15 protein-coding genes and 1 pseudogene are annotated in these 15799 nt (G+C 49.8%); 2 read left to right on the top strand and 14 right to left on the bottom strand.

Annotated features, from left to right (window positions below; translation table 11 throughout):
- Positions 1-27 precede the first annotated feature (27 nt).
- The 4 genes from potD to potA are packed head-to-tail and all read right to left on the bottom strand — an operon-like array spanning position 28 to position 3839.
- Complete coding sequence (gene potD / locus A7098_RS15035) at positions 28-1074, bottom strand: spermidine/putrescine ABC transporter substrate-binding protein PotD (protein ID WP_000759309.1); 1047 nt, start codon at positions 1072-1074, stop codon at positions 28-30.
- Positions 1071-1865 (bottom strand): spermidine/putrescine ABC transporter permease PotC, encoded by a 795-nt coding sequence (gene potC / locus A7098_RS15040; protein ID WP_000580316.1) that lies wholly within the window; start codon positions 1863-1865, stop codon positions 1071-1073. The genes potD and potC overlap by 4 nt, the downstream gene beginning before the upstream one ends.
- Entirely contained in the window at positions 1862-2719 is an 858-nt protein-coding gene (potB, locus tag A7098_RS15045; RefSeq protein WP_105281020.1) for a spermidine/putrescine ABC transporter permease PotB, read from the bottom strand. The genes potC and potB overlap by 4 nt, the downstream gene beginning before the upstream one ends.
- Positions 2703-3839, bottom strand: a complete 1137-nt coding sequence (gene potA, locus A7098_RS15050) for a spermidine/putrescine ABC transporter ATP-binding protein PotA (RefSeq protein ID WP_105281021.1) — start codon at positions 3837-3839, stop codon at positions 2703-2705. Before potA ends, potB begins: the two co-directional genes overlap by 17 nt.
- Positions 3840-4088: 249 nt before the next feature.
- Between potA and pepT the strand changes: the two genes are divergently transcribed.
- Entirely contained in the window at positions 4089-5315 is a 1227-nt protein-coding gene (gene pepT / locus A7098_RS15060; protein ID WP_000359429.1) for a peptidase T, read from the top strand.
- Between the two features lie 48 nt (positions 5316-5363).
- On the opposite strand, the gene roxA is transcribed toward pepT, so the two are convergent.
- From roxA to rluE, 8 genes are all read right to left on the bottom strand, one after another.
- A complete protein-coding gene (gene roxA, locus A7098_RS15065) occupies positions 5364-6485 on the bottom strand; it encodes a [50S ribosomal protein L16]-arginine 3-hydroxylase (RefSeq protein WP_000456504.1) in 1122 nt (373 codons plus the stop codon).
- Positions 6486-6560: 75 nt separating this feature from the next.
- Positions 6561-8021, bottom strand: a complete 1461-nt coding sequence (gene phoQ, locus A7098_RS15070) for a two-component system sensor histidine kinase PhoQ (protein WP_105281022.1) — start codon at positions 8019-8021, stop codon at positions 6561-6563.
- Positions 8021-8692, bottom strand: coding sequence for a two-component system response regulator PhoP (gene phoP, locus A7098_RS15075; RefSeq protein WP_001265482.1), 672 nt, complete (start codon positions 8690-8692; stop codon positions 8021-8023). Before phoP ends, phoQ begins: the two co-directional genes overlap by 1 nt.
- A 158-nt stretch (positions 8693-8850) precedes the next feature.
- Positions 8851-10221, bottom strand: coding sequence for an adenylosuccinate lyase (gene purB, locus A7098_RS15080; RefSeq protein WP_000423715.1), 1371 nt, complete (start codon positions 10219-10221; stop codon positions 8851-8853).
- Positions 10222-10224: 3 nt separating this feature from the next.
- Positions 10225-10866: a high frequency lysogenization protein HflD gene (hflD, locus tag A7098_RS15085; RefSeq protein WP_001297479.1), complete on the bottom strand. Its 642-nt coding sequence runs from the start codon at positions 10864-10866 to the stop codon at positions 10225-10227.
- A 35-nt stretch (positions 10867-10901) separates the two neighbouring features.
- Complete coding sequence (mnmA, locus tag A7098_RS15090; RefSeq protein ID WP_105281023.1) at positions 10902-12008, bottom strand: tRNA 2-thiouridine(34) synthase MnmA; 1107 nt, start codon at positions 12006-12008, stop codon at positions 10902-10904.
- A 53-nt stretch (positions 12009-12061) separates the two neighbouring features.
- Positions 12062-12523, bottom strand: a complete 462-nt coding sequence (gene nudJ / locus A7098_RS15095) for a phosphatase NudJ (RefSeq protein ID WP_032225390.1) — start codon at positions 12521-12523, stop codon at positions 12062-12064.
- A gap of 9 nt (positions 12524-12532) precedes the next feature.
- Positions 12533-13186: a 23S rRNA pseudouridine(2457) synthase RluE gene (gene rluE / locus A7098_RS15100; RefSeq protein WP_001248687.1), complete on the bottom strand. Its 654-nt coding sequence runs from the start codon at positions 13184-13186 to the stop codon at positions 12533-12535.
- Positions 13187-13357: 171 nt separating this feature from the next.
- Between rluE and icd the strand changes: the two genes are divergently transcribed.
- Positions 13358-14608 carry an NADP-dependent isocitrate dehydrogenase gene (icd, locus tag A7098_RS15105; RefSeq protein ID WP_000444487.1) on the top strand — a complete coding sequence of 417 codons (1251 nt, stop codon included), beginning with the start codon at positions 13358-13360 and terminating at the stop codon, positions 14606-14608.
- 113 nt (positions 14609-14721) lie between these two features.
- Here icd and A7098_RS15110 read toward each other — a convergent pair.
- Positions 14722-14995, bottom strand: a pseudogene (locus tag A7098_RS15110) (IS3 family transposase); the annotation flags it as partial.
- Positions 14996-15221: 226 nt separating this feature from the next.
- Positions 15222-15515 (bottom strand): hypothetical protein, encoded by a 294-nt coding sequence (locus A7098_RS15115; protein ID WP_024165126.1) that lies wholly within the window; start codon positions 15513-15515, stop codon positions 15222-15224.
- Positions 15516-15799 lie beyond the last annotated feature (284 nt).

The following is a 15799-nucleotide window of genomic DNA, read 5'->3' on the forward strand; positions in this document are numbered from 1 at the left end:
CGGTAATACCACCGCCCGTTTGCTGAATTAACGTCCTGCTTTCAGCTTCTGATAATACTCTTCATAAATGCTGCTGGCTGCGCCAACGTCATTCTGCCATTCACCATTTTTAATGGTTTCAGCATCCGGGTAGAGCGTTTTATCGTTCGCTACTTCCGGGCTTAACAGCTTACGCGCCGCAAGGTTTGGCGTTGGATAACCGATAGTTTCGGCAACCTGTTTTGCCACATCCGGGCGCAGCAGGAAGTTGATCAATTTCAGCGCGCCTTCTTTGTTTTTGGCATTTGCCGGGATCGCCAGGCTGTCCATCCAGAAAATGCCGCCTTCTTTCGGCCACACCACGTCAATTGGCGTACCCGCCTGGCGCGCAACGAAAGCAGAACCGTTCCAGATCATGCCGAGGTTAACTTCGCCTTCCATGTACGGGTTAGCCGGGTTATCGGAGTTAAACGCTGCCACGTTTGGCATCAGTTTTTTCAGCTCGTTATATGCAGCTTCAATCTCTTTCGGATCGGTGGTGTTACCGGAGTAGCCCAGCTTACGCAGTGCCATCTGGAATACTTCACGGGCATCATCGGTCAGCAGCAGGCTGCCTTTGTACTCAGGCTTCCAGAGATCGGCCCAGCTGGTAACGGATTTCGGATCCACCGCATCACCGTTAACGCCAATCGCCGTCGCACCCCAGATATACGGAATGGAGTAGTCGTTATTCGGGTCAAAAGGCTTGTTGAGCATGTCTGGATCGAGGTTGCTGAAGTTGCTTAACTTCGACTTATCGATCTTCTGGATCATCCCTTCTTTACGCATTTTATCGACGTAATAGGTTGAAGGAACCACCAGGTCATAGGCACCGTCTTTGTACGTTTTCAGTTTTGCGTACATGGTTTCGTTCGACTCGTAAGTCGAATAGATAACCTTAATACCGGTTTCTTTGGTGAACTGTTCAAGCAGTCCTGGCGGCACGTACTCGGTCCAGTTGTAGAAATACAGCGTGTTGTTGTCATCGGCGTGAGCGGCGCTCATGCCCAGTGCCAGAGCACCCGCCGCGAGCAGGTGGCGTGACCATTTTTTCATTTAACGTCCCCTGTGTTACCTTTCGTTTTGTCACGAGCAATAAGCTGGCTGGCAATTACCATTACCAGCGACAGCACCAGTAATATGGTTGCCAGCGCGTTAACTTCTGGCGATACGCCGACTTTGACCATCGAATAAATTTTTAACGGTAGAATTTCATAGCTCGGTCCGGTGACAAACGACGAAACTACCACATCGTCCATCGACAGGGTAAAGCTTAGCACCCAGCCCGCAGCCACAGCCGGCATTGCCAGTGGCAAAATGATTTTCCGTAGAATGGTAAATTCGCTGGCACCGAGATCTTTCGCCGCTTCCAGCATTCGCACGTCAAAACCTTTCAGGCGCGAATACACTGTCACCACCACAAATGGCAGGCAGAAGGTGATATGCGAGAACAGCAGCGACCAGAAGCCAAGCTGAATACCCAGCAGCATAAACAGCACCAGCAGCGAAATCGCCATCACGATATCTGGTGACATCATCACCACAAACAGCATTCCGCTAACGAACGGCTTACCACGAAAGCGATAACGGTACAGCGCAACTGCCGTCAGTGAACCGATAAGCGTAGCAAACGTCGCCGAAAACACCGCCATTGTTAGTGAATGCTGCGCTGCCTGTAACAAGCTGTCGTTGTTCATCAGCAGGCTATACCATTTGGTGGTAAAACCCTGCCAGTTGATGCCAAAGCGCGAGCTGTTAAAGGAGTTCACAATCAAAATAATGATTGGGATATACAGGTACGCGTAGATAGCGGTCATAAAACCGCCGCGAAGCAGTCGACCGATCATTCGAGTTCCACCTTCTTATTCAGCAGACGAGAAGCGCGCCAGTAAACCAGCAACATCAGGCCCATTACGATAGTCAGCGTAATGCTGGTGGCTGCACCAAACGGCCAGTCACGAATATTGAGGAACTGTACCTTGATGACGTTACCGATCAGCAGGTTTTTCGCACCGCCCATCAGGTCGGACACATAGAACAAGCCCATGGCTGGCAGCATCACCAGCAGACATCCGGCAATAATCCCCGGCATCGTCAGTGGAATAATGATGCGGATAAAAGTCTGTAACTTGCTGGCACCGAGATCGCGCGCTGCCTCAAGCAACGGCTTATCCAGTTTTTCGATACTGGAGTACAGCGGCATCACCATAAACGGTAGCAGAATGTAAACCAGACCGATAATCACCGCGCTGGGGGTGAACATGATGCGAATTGGGGTATCAATAACGCCCAGCCACAGCAGGAACTCGTTGAGATAGCCTTTGGTGCTGAGGAAAATTTTTAGCCCGTAGATACGAATCAGCGAGTTTGTCCAGAACGGAACAATCAGCAGAAACAGCAGCAGCGGTCGCATTTTATGCGGCAGTTTTGCCAGAAACCAGGCAAACGGGTAGCCCAGCACCAGGCAGGCGAGAGTGGCGATCAGCGCCATATTCAGTGAGTGCACGAGCACTTCAAAATAGAGCGGATCGAGCAGACGTGTGTAGTTATCCAGCGTAAAGACCATTTTGACGAAACTTGCGTCGTCGCGGGTCAAAAAGCTGGTGCCAATGATCATCAGGTTGGGCAGAAAGACAAACAACACAAGCCAACCGACGATAGTGACAATCACTACATTCTGGAACTTACTTGTGTTCTTCATCAGCCAGTACGACCTCCCAGCTTTCTACCCAATTAATGGCCATTTTCTGGTCGAGAGAGTGGTCAAAGTCAGGATCATCTTCATTAAAGAATTCGCTGACCATCACCATCTTGCCATTTTCCAGTTCGACAACTGACTCCAGCGTCATGCCTTTGTAGTTGCGTTCGCGAACGTAACCAATCAACCCTTCGACGTGGTTATCATCGTTAATCTCTTCAACACGTAAGTCTTCCGGGCGTAACAGAACATGCAGTTTTTGCCCAGGTTCAACGGCGAAGTTAACGTAGATATTACACTCGCGGCCTTCAACGTTGGCGCGTACGCGTTGCTCGTCGAGACGTTCGATCACCGTGGCGTTAAACATATTGATTTCGCCAATGAATCCGGCAACAAACAGGTTTTTGGGTTCTTCGTAGATTTCACGTGGTGTGCCGTCTTGTTCAATGCGACCATCGCGCATCACCACAATCCGGTCAGACATAGTGAGTGCCTCTTCCTGGTCGTGGGTAACGAAGACGAAAGTAATGCCAAGTTTTCGCTGTAACGCTTTTAACTCGTTCTGCATCTGTTTGCGCAGTTTGTAATCCAGCGCGGAAAGCGATTCATCAAGCAACAACAGACGAGGCTTGTTAACCACCGCGCGGGCAATGGCCACACGTTGCTGCTGACCGCCGGAGAGTTGATGCGGTTTGCGTTGAGCGAAGGTTTCCAGTTGCACCATCCGCAGGGCTTCCATCACGCGAGGCGTAATTTCAGCAGCGGGGGTTTTTTGCATACGCAACCCAAAGGCCACATTTTCGAATACGGTCATGTGGGGGAATAACGCGTAGCTTTGGAAAACGGTGTTCACATAGCGGTTTTCCGCCGGAACGTGGGTGATGTCCTCGTTATCCAGCATGATGCGCCCGGAATCAACAGTTTCCAGACCCGCAATCAGGCGAAGAACGGTTGTTTTACCGCAGCCAGAAGGGCCAAGCAGCGTGAGGAACTCGCCATTGTTGATAGTCAGATCAAGCTGGGGAATGACTTCTTTACCATCAAAGCATTTGCGAATTCCCGCCAATTGCACCAGCGGTGAAAGCGAACTCGGTTGTTTATTCAATTTTTTACTCTGTCCCATGTAAACGCAACGGATGGCTTACCGATGCGGGGTTTGTGGTTAACCACCTTGGTGACTCTTAATGAGGGCGGTAATTCTACGGCAAACCATCGGAATCGCCAATCCTTGTTGTGAATTACTGGCTTAGCTTTATATTGATTAAGGTAATGTTGATAAATATTCCCGCTTGCAGGGGTAAAAGTGACCTGACGCAATATTTGTCTTTTCTTGCTTCTTAATAATGTTGTCACGAAAAGTGAGGGTGACTACATGGATAAACTACTTGAGCGTTTTTTGAACTACGTGTCTCTGGATACCCAATCAAAAGCGGGAGTGAGACAGGTTCCCAGCACGGAAGGTCAGTGGAAGTTATTGCATTTGTTGAAAGATCAGCTCGAAGAGATGGGGCTTATCAATGTGACCTTAAGTGAGAAAGGAACGCTAATGGCGACGTTACCGGCTAACGTTCCTGGCGATATCCCGGCGATTGGTTTTATTTCTCATGTGGATACCTCTCCGGATTGCAGCGGTAAAAATGTAAATCCGCAAATTGTTGAAAACTATCGTGGTGGGGACATCGCGCTGGGTATTGGCGACGAAGTCTTGTCACCAGTGATGTTCCCGGTTCTGCATCAATTGCTGGGGCAGACGCTGATCACCACCGATGGCAAAACGCTATTGGGCGCTGACGATAAAGCCGGTATTGCGGAAATTATGACCGCGCTGGCGGTATTGCAGCAGAAAAACATTCCGCATGGCGATATTCGCGTCGCCTTTACGCCAGATGAAGAAGTGGGGAAAGGGGCGAAACACTTTGATGTTGACGCCTTTGATGCTCGTTGGGCTTACACCGTCGATGGTGGTGGCGTAGGCGAACTGGAGTTTGAAAACTTCAACGCCGCATCGGTGAATATCAAAATTGTCGGTAACAACGTTCACCCTGGCTCGGCAAAAGGCGTGATGGTTAACGCGCTATCGCTGGCCGCACGCATTCATGCAGAAGTTCCGGCGGATGAAAGCCCAGAAACTACCGAAGGTTATGAAGGTTTTTATCACCTGACGAGCATGAAAGGCACCGTTGAGCGCGCCGATATGCACTACATCATTCGTGATTTCGATCGTAAACAGTTTGAAGCGCGTAAACGTAAGATGATGGAGATTGCCAAGAAAGTGGGCAAAGGGCTGCACCCTGATTGCTACATTGAACTGGTGATTGAAGACAGTTACTACAACATGCGCGAGAAAATTGTGGATCATCCGCATATTCTCGATATCGCCCAGCAGGCGATGCGCGATTGTGATATTGAACCGGATCTGAAGCCGATCCGTGGCGGCACCGACGGCGCGCAGTTGTCGTTTATGGGATTACCGTGCCCGAACCTGTTCACTGGCGGTTACAACTATCATGGTAAACATGAGTTTGTGACCCTGGAAGGAATGGAAAAAGCGGTGCAGGTGATCGTGCGTATTGCCGAGTTAACGGCGCAACGGAAGTAAGCGAAAAGGGATGCGGCATGTGATGCCGCATCCGGCTTACATCCAAACTTACCCTTCGAAGAACCAATACCCGCTATTGACCAGCGCCGCGAGCATCGCGAGGAATGACGGATCTTCCAGCGCATCGCCAAAATTCTCGGCGGTCAGCACAATATTACTGGCGAGCGCATCCAGTGCCGGACGGTGCGGAGAATCGATCTTTTCACCATTGGCGTATACATCATCACCAATGCGCAATACGCGCAGACCACCCAGGCGCACCAGCACATCACCTTGTTTCAGCGCATCGTAGATTTCATCCGGCTGATAAGGCGGCTCTGGCGGCGCGATATCCAGTTCATGACGTGACTGGGAAATAAACTCGCCAAACCACTGTTTAAAGTGTTCCGGCTGGTTGATCAGTTCAAGCATCATCTCACGCAATTTATCCATCTCTTGCGGCAGAACATCAGCCGGATGGGCGCGAGGAGGGATATCCGGATCGCTGTAATAATTACCGCCCAGCTCACGTTGCAGAACATAATCGGCAAAACCGCTGATCAGCTCCCGCGTATTGGGCGCACGAAAACCGACAGAGTAGTTCATCGCATTTTCCAGCGCGTAGCCCTCGTGCGGGAATCCCGGCGGAATATAAAGAATATCGCCAGGCTCCAGCTCTTCATCGATGATGGCTTCGAACGGATCGACCTGTAACAGATCCGGGTGCGGGCAGTGCTGTTTCATTTGCAGCTTTTCGCCCACTCGCCAGCGACGACGACCGGTTCCCTGGATAATAAACACATCGTATTGATCGAGATGCGGGCCGACGCCGCCGCCGGGTACGGAAAATGAGATCATCAGGTCGTCAATGCGCCAGTCCGGCAGTTCACGAAACGGACGCATCAGCGCGGCGGTTGGTTCATGCCAGTGATTTACTGCCTGCACCAGCAATGACCAGTTGGTCTCACCGAGATGATCGTAGCTTTCGAATGGACCGTGGCTGACCTGCCATTTACCATCCTGGTGACTGACCAGCCGACTGTCGACTTCGCTTTCCATCGCCAGACCCGCTAACTCGTCTGGAGAGATTGGGTCAATAAAATTATTAAAGCCGCGTTTTAACACTACCGGACGTTTCTGCCAGTGGCGTTCAAGAAAATCGGGCCAGTTAAGGGTAAGTTGGTATTCCATGTTAAGCATCCACAGGCTGGTATCTGCAACCGATTATAACGGATGCTTAACGTAATGCGTGAAGAAAGGGCATATTTATTCACTCTTTGGCGAAGAATGCTGGCGACCAAAAATCACTTCCATTCGTGCACCGCCGAGCATACTCTCTCCGGCGATCATTTTTCCGTCGTATTGCTCGGTAATTTCACGTGCGACTGCCAGACCGACACCTTGTCCTGGGCGCAAAGTGTCAACACGTTGACCACGGTCGAAGACCACTTCACGCTTGCTTTTCGGGATGCCGGGGCCATCATCCTCGACAACAATATAGAGATGATCATCGGTTTGTCTGGCTGAAATTTCGACAAACTCAAGACAGTATTTACAGGCGTTATCCAGTACGTTGCCCATCACTTCGACAAAATCATTCTGCTCACCCACAAAGCTGATTTCTGGCGAGATATCGAGGGAAATATTAACCCCTTTACGCTGATAAACTTTGTTCAGCGCCGAGGTGAGATTGTCCAGCAGTGGGGCGACAGGATGCAATTCGCGGCTAAGTAATGTTCCACCGCGCATACTGGCGCGATGCAGGTAGTAGCCAATTTGTTGCGAGATGCGGCTGATTTGTTCCAACATTACCGGCTCTGCTTCGCTGACGCTCATCTTCTCACTACGCATGGAACGTAGCGTACTTTGCAGCACCGCCAGCGGTGTTTTCAGACTGTGCGTCAGGTCGGTGAGCGTAGTGCGGTATTTGTCGTAACGTTCACGCTCACTTTTTAACAGTCGGTTCAGGTTACGTACCAGGCTGGTAAGTTCCCTCGTGGTGGTAGGGTTGAGTAGTTCCCGGTTGTGCTCTTCCAGTTCGCGGACTTCTTTTGCCAGGGCTTCGATAGGGCGTAAACTCCACCAGGCGGCGACCCATAACAGAGGGATCACTAACAGCAGGTTGGCTGAGAGCACATAGACAAACCAGCTCCACACCATATAGGAACTTTTAAGCTCTACAGGGATGGTATCAACCACCACAATGGTTAACTTCGGCATCTGCGACGTTGCCGGATAGATGTTTACTGCCACCGAGTGAGTCATCTCAGCGTCGTCGTCATCCTCCCGTACTTCCTGCAACTGTTGCTGTATAGAATGATCTTCACTCAGCAAAATGCTGGTATCGTTAACATCCGCTTCTATTTCATGGAAGCCATTAGATTTCAGCCAGTCAGGCTGGATCATTTTCATCAGCCAGGGAACGTCACGCTGCGCCCATAAAAGTTGCCCGTTCTCACCATAGATCAGTGTCATTGTAGGGCTTTGCTTGTCGATATTTTCTGGCAATTCGACATGCAATTTGTTGTTTTCCCACTTCGCGAGGGTATAGAACAGGTTGCTCTCGCCACGTAACAGCCGAAACGTGGTTTTATCGAAACTGACGCTATAACCGATCAGCGCGACCATCCCGTAGGCAAGCGAAAGCACCAGCACTACCGCTGCCGTTGCCAACAGAAAACGAACCCGTAGCGAGAGTGGGGAAAAAATACGCAGTAATTTTTTCATCAGCGCAATTCGAACAGATAGCCCTGGCCGCGAACGGTGGTAATCACTTCTTGCGGATATTGCGTCTGAATTTTCTTACGCAGTCGGCCCATTAATACATCAATGGTATGGCTTTCCCGCAATTCGGCATCCGGATAGAGCTGTAACATCAGCGAATCTTTGCTGACCACTTTGCCGTTATTACGGATTAGCGTTTCCATAATGGTGTATTCAAACGCGGTCAGTTTGATCACTTCGTCGTTAATGGATAATTCACGGCGGGAGAGATCAACCTGAAACGGTGGCAGCGAAATAACCTGTGAAGCCAGACCGCTATTACGCCGCATCAACGCCTGCATACGCGCCATCACCTCTTCAATATGAAACGGTTTGGTCACGTAATCATCAGCACCGGCACTTAAGACTTCGACTTTGTCCTGCCAGCTTTCACGGGCGGTCAATACCAGAATCGGTAGTGAAACATCATTGCTACGCCAGCGGCGGATCAGCGACAGACCATCTTCATCAGGCAAGCCAAGATCGACAATGGCAATATCAGGTAAATGTTCATTGAGATAATAATCTGCTTCTTTGGCATCTTCTGCGTCATCGACCTGATGACCAGCGTCCTGAATCTGAACTTTAAGATGGTGACGTAACAACGCATTGTCTTCGACAACCAGTACGCGCATTTTTATTTCTCCCTGTCTTAATTATTAAAATAGTGTAACGCGATTATGTATTTATGGGAGTAAACATTAATTAAACCAGCGGGTAGGGGAGGCAACACAGGAAAAGATTCGCTTAAGAAGCAGGCCGGACAGCATCGCCATCCGGCCTTGACAGGGGATTATTTCAGCTCATCAACCATCGTGATGGCACGACCAATATAATTAGCCGGCGTCATCGCTTTCAGGCGCGCTTTCTCTTCTTCTGGCAGCGCCAGACCGTCGATAAATTGCTTCATGCCTTCGGCGTCAACGCGCTTACCGCGAGTCAGCTCTTTCAGCTTTTCATACGGTTTTTCAATGCCATAGCGACGCATGACTGTCTGGATCGGCTCAGCCAGCACTTCCCAGTTGTGATCCAGTTCATCCAGCAGATGGTCACGGTTCACTTCCAGTTTGCTCACGCCTTTCAGGGTAGACTGGTAAGCAATCAGTGCATAACCAATACCCACGCCGAGGTTACGCAGCACGGTGGAGTCGGTCAGGTCACGCTGCCAGCGGGAAACCGGCAGTTTGCTGGCCAGGTGCTGCAACACTGCGTTGGAAAGCCCCAGGTTCCCTTCGGAGTTTTCGAAGTCGATCGGGTTAACCTTATGCGGCATGGTGGAAGAACCAATCTCACCAGCAATGGTTTTCTGTTTGAAGTGGTTAAGAGCGATATAACCCCAGACGTCACGGTCAAAGTCGATCAGAATAGTGTTAAAGCGCGCAACGCAATCAAACAGCTCGGCAATGTAGTCGTGCGGTTCAATCTGCGTGGTGTACGGGTTCCACTGAATACCCAGCGAGGTGACGAACTCTTCGCTAAACTGATGCCAGTCAACTTCCGGGTAAGCGGCGATGTGGGCGTTATAGTTACCGACGGCGCCGTTGATTTTGCCGAGGATCTCCACCTGGTTAAGTTGGCGGTACTGGCGTTCCATACGGTAGGCAACGTTAGCCATCTCTTTCCCGATGGTTGACGGCGTGGCTGGCTGACCGTGGGTACGGGACAGCAGCGGAATATCGCGGTACTGAATAGCGAGATCTTTAATGCCATCAATCAGTTGACGCCAGTATGGCAGGATCACTTCATCACGCGCGGTTTTCAGCATCAACGCGTGGGAGAGGTTATTGATATCTTCCGAAGTACAGGCAAAGTGAATGAATTCAGATACCGCGTGCAGTTCCGGGATATCTGCCACTTTTTCTTTCAGGAAATACTCAACCGCTTTAACGTCGTGGTTAGTGGTACGCTCGATGGTTTTGATGCGTGCAGCATCTTCTTCGCTGAAATTAGCGACGATTGCATCAAGGTAACCGATTGCGTCGGCAGCAAAAGCAGGAACTTCCTTGATCGCTGCGTGCGCGGCTAGTTTTTGCAGCCAACGTACTTCAACTTGTACACGGAATTTCAGCAAACCATATTCGCTGAAAATCCCGCGCAGCGCGCTGACTTTATCGCCGTAGCGTCCATCGACAGGGGAAACGGCGGTCAGTGAGGATAATTCCATAGATCACAACTCCGGGGTTAAATGAGCAAGAATTTGTTTTGCCTGAGTGGTCAGGCGATTACGAGAAAACATCAGTTGCAGACGTCCACCGCCGACCTGGTGCCAGAGCACGGCGGCGCGAATGCCTGCCAGCAGGGTTGCGCGAACTTTCGCCTGCACCTGCGGGCTTTGCAGTACAGCAGGGGAACCGGTGACCTGAATGCGCGGGCCAAGCGGGCTGATAACATCAACATAGATGGCGGCCATCGCGCTCATCAGCGTTTCGGACTGTAAATCGAAGTGTTCGAGCTGGCGTTGCAGGCCGTTGATCCGGTTGCCCAGAGTGTCGAGCGCACCTTTGGCAGATGAAAGTTTACGCTCAAGCACCATCAGGCTAAGGGTGTAGCGGGTTAACTCAGCGTTCAAACCCTGGCGACTGCTGGCATTGAGCACGCCGAGCAGGGTTTCCAGCCCGACGCGCAGGTTGGCTTCGCTACCGCCAAAAACCGCCAGCGTGGAGCTGGGGTTCATATCAATAATACTGTTGAGTGAAACGTGTAGCGCATCGGCATCACAATGCCCCTGGTGAGCGAGTTGTTGCACCAGGCGAGCCGACTGACAAATACCAGCCAGGGCGAGGGTGATGTCATAGTAATTCTTTGCCACGTTCACTGCTTCCTTGTTTTAAGTAAAGATAATAATCAGACCGGCAGCGGCAGACGCTGCTCAATAATACCGCCACCGAGGCACACTTCACCGTTGTACAAGACGGCAGACTGACCCGGAGTCACTGCGGCAACGGGTTCATCGAAAATCACTTCAATGCGATCATCGTCCAGCGCCTTGACGGTGCATGGGATGTCGGTCTGGCGATAGCGGGTTTTTACCGTGCAACGCATAGTGCCGGTGAACGGTTCACGATCGACCCAGTGCAACTGCTGGGCAATCAACCCAACAGACATCAGACGTGGATGCTCATGACCCTGCGCGACAACCAGAATGTTATTCTCGACGTCTTTATCGACGACGTACCACGGTTCTTCGGTGCCATCTTTAGTGCCACCGATACCCAGACCTTTACGCTGACCGAGGGTGTGATACATCAGCCCCTGGTGTTCGCCAATTTCATCGCCATCAACGGTAATGATTTTGCCCGGTTGCGCCGGGAGATAACGCCCCAGGAACTCGCGGAATTTACGTTCGCCAATAAAGCAAATGCCGGTAGAGTCTTTTTTCTTCGCGGTAACCAGACCGAGATCTTCAGCAATCTTACGCACCTGCGGTTTTTCCAGTTCGCCGACCGGGAACAGGCTTTGCGCAATCTGCTCATGGCTAAGCGTGTAAAGGAAGTAGCTCTGGTCTTTGTTGCTGTCCAGACCACGCAGCAGGCGGCTCTTGCCATCGACATCTGCGCGACGAACGTAATGACCGGTAGCGATATAATCGGCACCTAAATCTTCGGCGGCAAATTCGAGGAAGGCTTTAAATTTGATCTCTTTGTTGCACAGAATATCCGGATTCGGCGTGCGACCGGCTTTATATTCGGCAAGAAACAGTTCGAAGACGTTGTCCCAGTATTCAGCAGCAAAGTTGACGGTGTGCAGTTCAATGCCGAGCTTGTCGCAGACAGCCTGGGCATCAGCCAGATCCGCTGCCGCCGTGCAATATTCCTCACCGTCGTCTTCTTCCCAGTTCTTCATAAACAGGCCTTCGACCTGATATCCCTGTTGTTGCAACAGCCAGGCAGAAACGGAGGAATCGACACCGCCGGACATGCCGACGATTACTTTTTTTGCGGTTTCAGACATTGGATCACTCACGACATTGAACTTCAAGGCGGCGTATTCTATCACGCAGCCTTTTAGATGACACCCTTTGTAAAAGGCCAGTTAAAATCGCCAATCATCTCCAGCGGATAGTGTTGCCCGCTTTGATAACAACGAATACTTTCCGCCACCAGCGGCGAACGAAGATTTGACGCCTGTAAAATTTCTTCGGCGCTGACCCAACGGCAGCAGTCGATATCGCTGTCATGAGGCTGGGTCGGGCATATTTGCTCAAGTTCAATGGCAAAGAGGAAACGCAAAAACGGCGTTTTATCTGGCGCAATCCACTGATGCATACGGATGAAATGTTGCGGTTTCGCGCTGATGCCCGTCTCTTCCCACAGCTCACGCGCGGCGGCTTCCACTAAGGTTTCATCTGCTTCCAGATGCCCGGCAGGTTGGTTCCATAACGCTTTACCATTAATCGTCTCTTCAACGACTAAAAATTTGCCTTCTGCGTGCACCACGCAGGCAACGGTAACGTGCGGTTTAAACATTGTGCTTCCTTATTCTGTGGTTTCTCGCCATTCGCCATTAGCAAGATTATCCAGCGTGTAACTCCCCATCGCATAGCGAATCAGTCGCAGTGTGGGGAAACCAACATGGGCGGTCATGCGGCGTACCTGGCGATTACGTCCTTCATATAAGGTGATCTTCAGCCAGCTGGTGGGAATACTTTTTCGTTCACGAATTGGCGGATTACGCGGCCATAACCACTCCGGTTCTTCAGCCAATTCCACGCCAGCGGGCAGGGTAGGGCCATCATTTAAGGTTACGCCATTGCGCAAGGCTTCAAGAGCGTCTTCCGTAGGAATGCCTTCCACCTGCACATAATAGATTTTCCCGGTGCGTTTGCCCGGCTGGGTTAAACGCGCCTGTAACGCGCCATTATTAGTCAGCACCAGTAACCCTTCGCTATCTCTGTCGAGACGACCAGCCGCATAAACGCCCTGAACCGGGATGAATTCTTTTAATGTTTTACGCCCTGCTTCATCGGTGAACTGCGGAAGAACATCGTAGGGTTTATTGAACAGGATCACACGCGTGGGCTGGTTTTCAGGTTTACGCCTGGTAGAACGTTGCGAGCTGAATCGCTTAACCTGGTGATTTCTAAAAGAAGTTTTTTGCATGGTATTTTCAGAGATTATGAATTGCCGCATTATAGCCTAATAACGCGCATCTTTCATGACGGCAAACAATAGGGTAGTATTGACAAGCCAATTACAAATCATTAACAAAAAATTGCTCTAAAGCATCCGTATCGCAGGACGCAAACGCATATGCAACGTGGTGGCAGACGAGCAAACCAGTAGCGCTCGAAGGAGAGGTGAATGGAAAGTAAAGTAGTTGTTCCGGCACAAGGCAAGAAGATCACCCTGCAAAACGGCAAACTCAACGTTCCTGAAAATCCGATTATCCCTTACATCGAAGGTGATGGAATCGGTGTAGATGTAACCCCAGCCATGCTGAAAGTGGTCGACGCTGCGGTCGAGAAAGCCTATAAAGGCGAGCGTAAAATCTCCTGGATGGAAATTTACACCGGTGAAAAATCCACACAGGTTTATGGTCAGGACGTCTGGCTGCCTGCTGAAACCCTTGATCTGATTCGTGAATATCGCGTTGCCATTAAAGGCCCGCTGACCACCCCGGTTGGTGGCGGTATTCGTTCTCTGAACGTAGCCCTGCGCCAGGAACTGGATCTCTACATCTGCCTGCGTCCGGTACGTTACTATCAGGGCACTCCAAGCCCGGTTAAACACCCTGAACTGACCGATATGGTTATCTTCCGTGAAAACTCGGAAGACATTTATGCGGGTATCGAATGGAAAGCTGACTCTGCCGACGCTGAGAAAGTGATTAAATTCCTGCGTGAAGAGATGGGCGTGAAGAAAATCCGCTTCCCGGAACATTGCGGTATCGGCATTAAGCCGTGTTCTGAAGAAGGCACCAAACGTCTGGTTCGTGCCGCGATCGAATACGCAATTGCTAACGATCGTGACTCTGTGACCCTGGTGCACAAAGGCAACATCATGAAGTTCACCGAAGGCGCGTTTAAAGACTGGGGCTACCAGCTGGCGCGTGAAGAGTTTGGCGGTGAACTGATCGACGGCGGCCCGTGGCTGAAAGTTAAAAACCCGAATACCGGCAAAGAGATCGTCATTAAAGACGTGATTGCTGATGCATTCCTGCAACAGATCCTGCTGCGTCCGGCTGAATATGATGTTATCGCCTGTATGAACCTGAACGGTGACTACATTTCTGATGCCCTGGCAGCGCAGGTTGGCGGTATCGGTATCGCCCCTGGCGCAAACATCGGTGACGAATGCGCCTTGTTTGAAGCTACCCACGGTACTGCGCCGAAATATGCCGGTCAGGACAAAGTAAATCCAGGCTCTATCATCCTCTCCGCTGAGATGATGCTGCGCCATATGGGCTGGACTGAAGCCGCAGATCTGATTGTTAAAGGTATGGAAGGCGCGATTAACGCGAAGACCGTAACCTATGACTTCGAGCGTCTGATGGAAGGCGCTAAACTGCTGAAATGTTCAGAGTTTGGTGATGCGATCATCAAGAACATGTAATTTCTGCATGTGTTAAAAACTGTAACGGGCGTATAACACGCCCGTTGTTTTATGTTAGCTTGCTAAGGGTTATCAAAACCTCCTGATAGTTTGGTGGGGCAGATAGCAGTTCTACTCATTGTGGCGATACTTTTTTCTCCGGCTGAACCGTGGCTGATGCTATGTAGCTCAAGTACCTGACTGCGTAATACAGCACGTCTGCCGTCTGGTTAGTATTTGTAGCTAATGCGATGAACCCCGAACACATGGCTGAGAGTGACCACAGGATAACGCGCCCTGAGTTTTCCGATTATCGAGAACTGTTCAAGGGAGCCGCATCAAGAGCACGGTAGCCTTTTTAAATATTTCGTTTTCCATTTAAATTCGTTGTCGCTTTTTCTTTAGCTCACTTTTTCCCGTATCTGTGATAAGTTAAGCGCAATGATAGACTTTTTATGTCTGTGTTAGGATATTAATACAAACCCGCAGATATACAGTTTTTTGCATCGGTAATTCACAGGTAAATCCGAAAAAGATCTTCGTCAGCGGACTGTCGGAGATGAAATGTTCAGCAATTTCGGAAAGCTGACTTGTTGATATATAGTGTGGACTGTAAATACATTGATTGTGAACGTCAATATCTTGTCAGGGTCTCACTACATAGTCGCAATGCATCATTCAGAACCTTATAACTCTCCTGTGTTGCATCTTTTATACCAGCCTCCCTTATTGGTCTTCCTTCTGTTGAATATTCGATCCAGAATGAACCGGAGAAGTTTGACATTTTGTATGTTGCGAATTCTTTTGCATTAATAGGCAGCCTGGTGCCGTTTAGATCCATTATATAACCACTTTCCTGGATGGAGCGGGAAAGACAATTGATTATTTCGTTTGTTGGTATCCTACTGTCTAAGTGAGGATGATCCACAACGGCTCCTGTACAGAGAATACTTAAAAATATTATAAAAACATTTTTTTTCATAGTTAAGATATTTTGTAATGTTTTTGATATGTGGTCTATCGTGGTGATAGATATATCTGTTGAATCCTTTTGTTTCAAAATATGATGAAATTTTTGTTTTGATAATGGTTAAAGCCTTACTTGTTTTTATAAGGTGATATAAATCATCAAAATATACAATGCGATTAATATCTGTAATAGATAAGAAAATATCAATTTTTTATTTTTTATTAATAATGCGATAATGTAGA

This window comes from Escherichia sp. MOD1-EC7011 (assembly GCF_002965005.1).
Taxonomy (GTDB): Bacteria; Pseudomonadota; Gammaproteobacteria; order Enterobacterales; family Enterobacteriaceae; genus Escherichia; species Escherichia ruysiae.

Coding starts and splice junctions, on each gene's coding strand:
- potD (WP_000759309.1), bottom strand. CDS start 1,074: ATGAAAAAATGGTCACGCCACCTGCTCGCGGCGGGTGCTCTGGCACTG.
- potC (WP_000580316.1), bottom strand. CDS start 1,865: ATGATCGGTCGACTGCTTCGCGGCGGTTTTATGACCGCTATCTACGCG.
- potB (WP_105281020.1), bottom strand. CDS start 2,719: ATGAAGAACACAAGTAAGTTCCAGAATGTAGTGATTGTCACTATCGTC.
- potA (WP_105281021.1), bottom strand. CDS start 3,839: ATGGGACAGAGTAAAAAATTGAATAAACAACCGAGTTCGCTTTCACCG.
- pepT (WP_000359429.1), top strand. CDS start 4,089: ATGGATAAACTACTTGAGCGTTTTTTGAACTACGTGTCTCTGGATACC.
- roxA (WP_000456504.1), bottom strand. CDS start 6,485: ATGGAATACCAACTTACCCTTAACTGGCCCGATTTTCTTGAACGCCAC.
- phoQ (WP_105281022.1), bottom strand. CDS start 8,021: ATGAAAAAATTACTGCGTATTTTTTCCCCACTCTCGCTACGGGTTCGT.
- phoP (WP_001265482.1), bottom strand. CDS start 8,692: ATGCGCGTACTGGTTGTCGAAGACAATGCGTTGTTACGTCACCATCTT.
- purB (WP_000423715.1), bottom strand. CDS start 10,221: ATGGAATTATCCTCACTGACCGCCGTTTCCCCTGTCGATGGACGCTAC.
- mnmA (WP_105281023.1), bottom strand. CDS start 12,008: ATGTCTGAAACCGCAAAAAAAGTAATCGTCGGCATGTCCGGCGGTGTC.
- nudJ (WP_032225390.1), bottom strand. CDS start 12,523: ATGTTTAAACCGCACGTTACCGTTGCCTGCGTGGTGCACGCAGAAGGC.
- rluE (WP_001248687.1), bottom strand. CDS start 13,186: ATGCGGCAATTCATAATCTCTGAAAATACCATGCAAAAAACTTCTTTT.
- icd (WP_000444487.1), top strand. CDS start 13,358: ATGGAAAGTAAAGTAGTTGTTCCGGCACAAGGCAAGAAGATCACCCTG.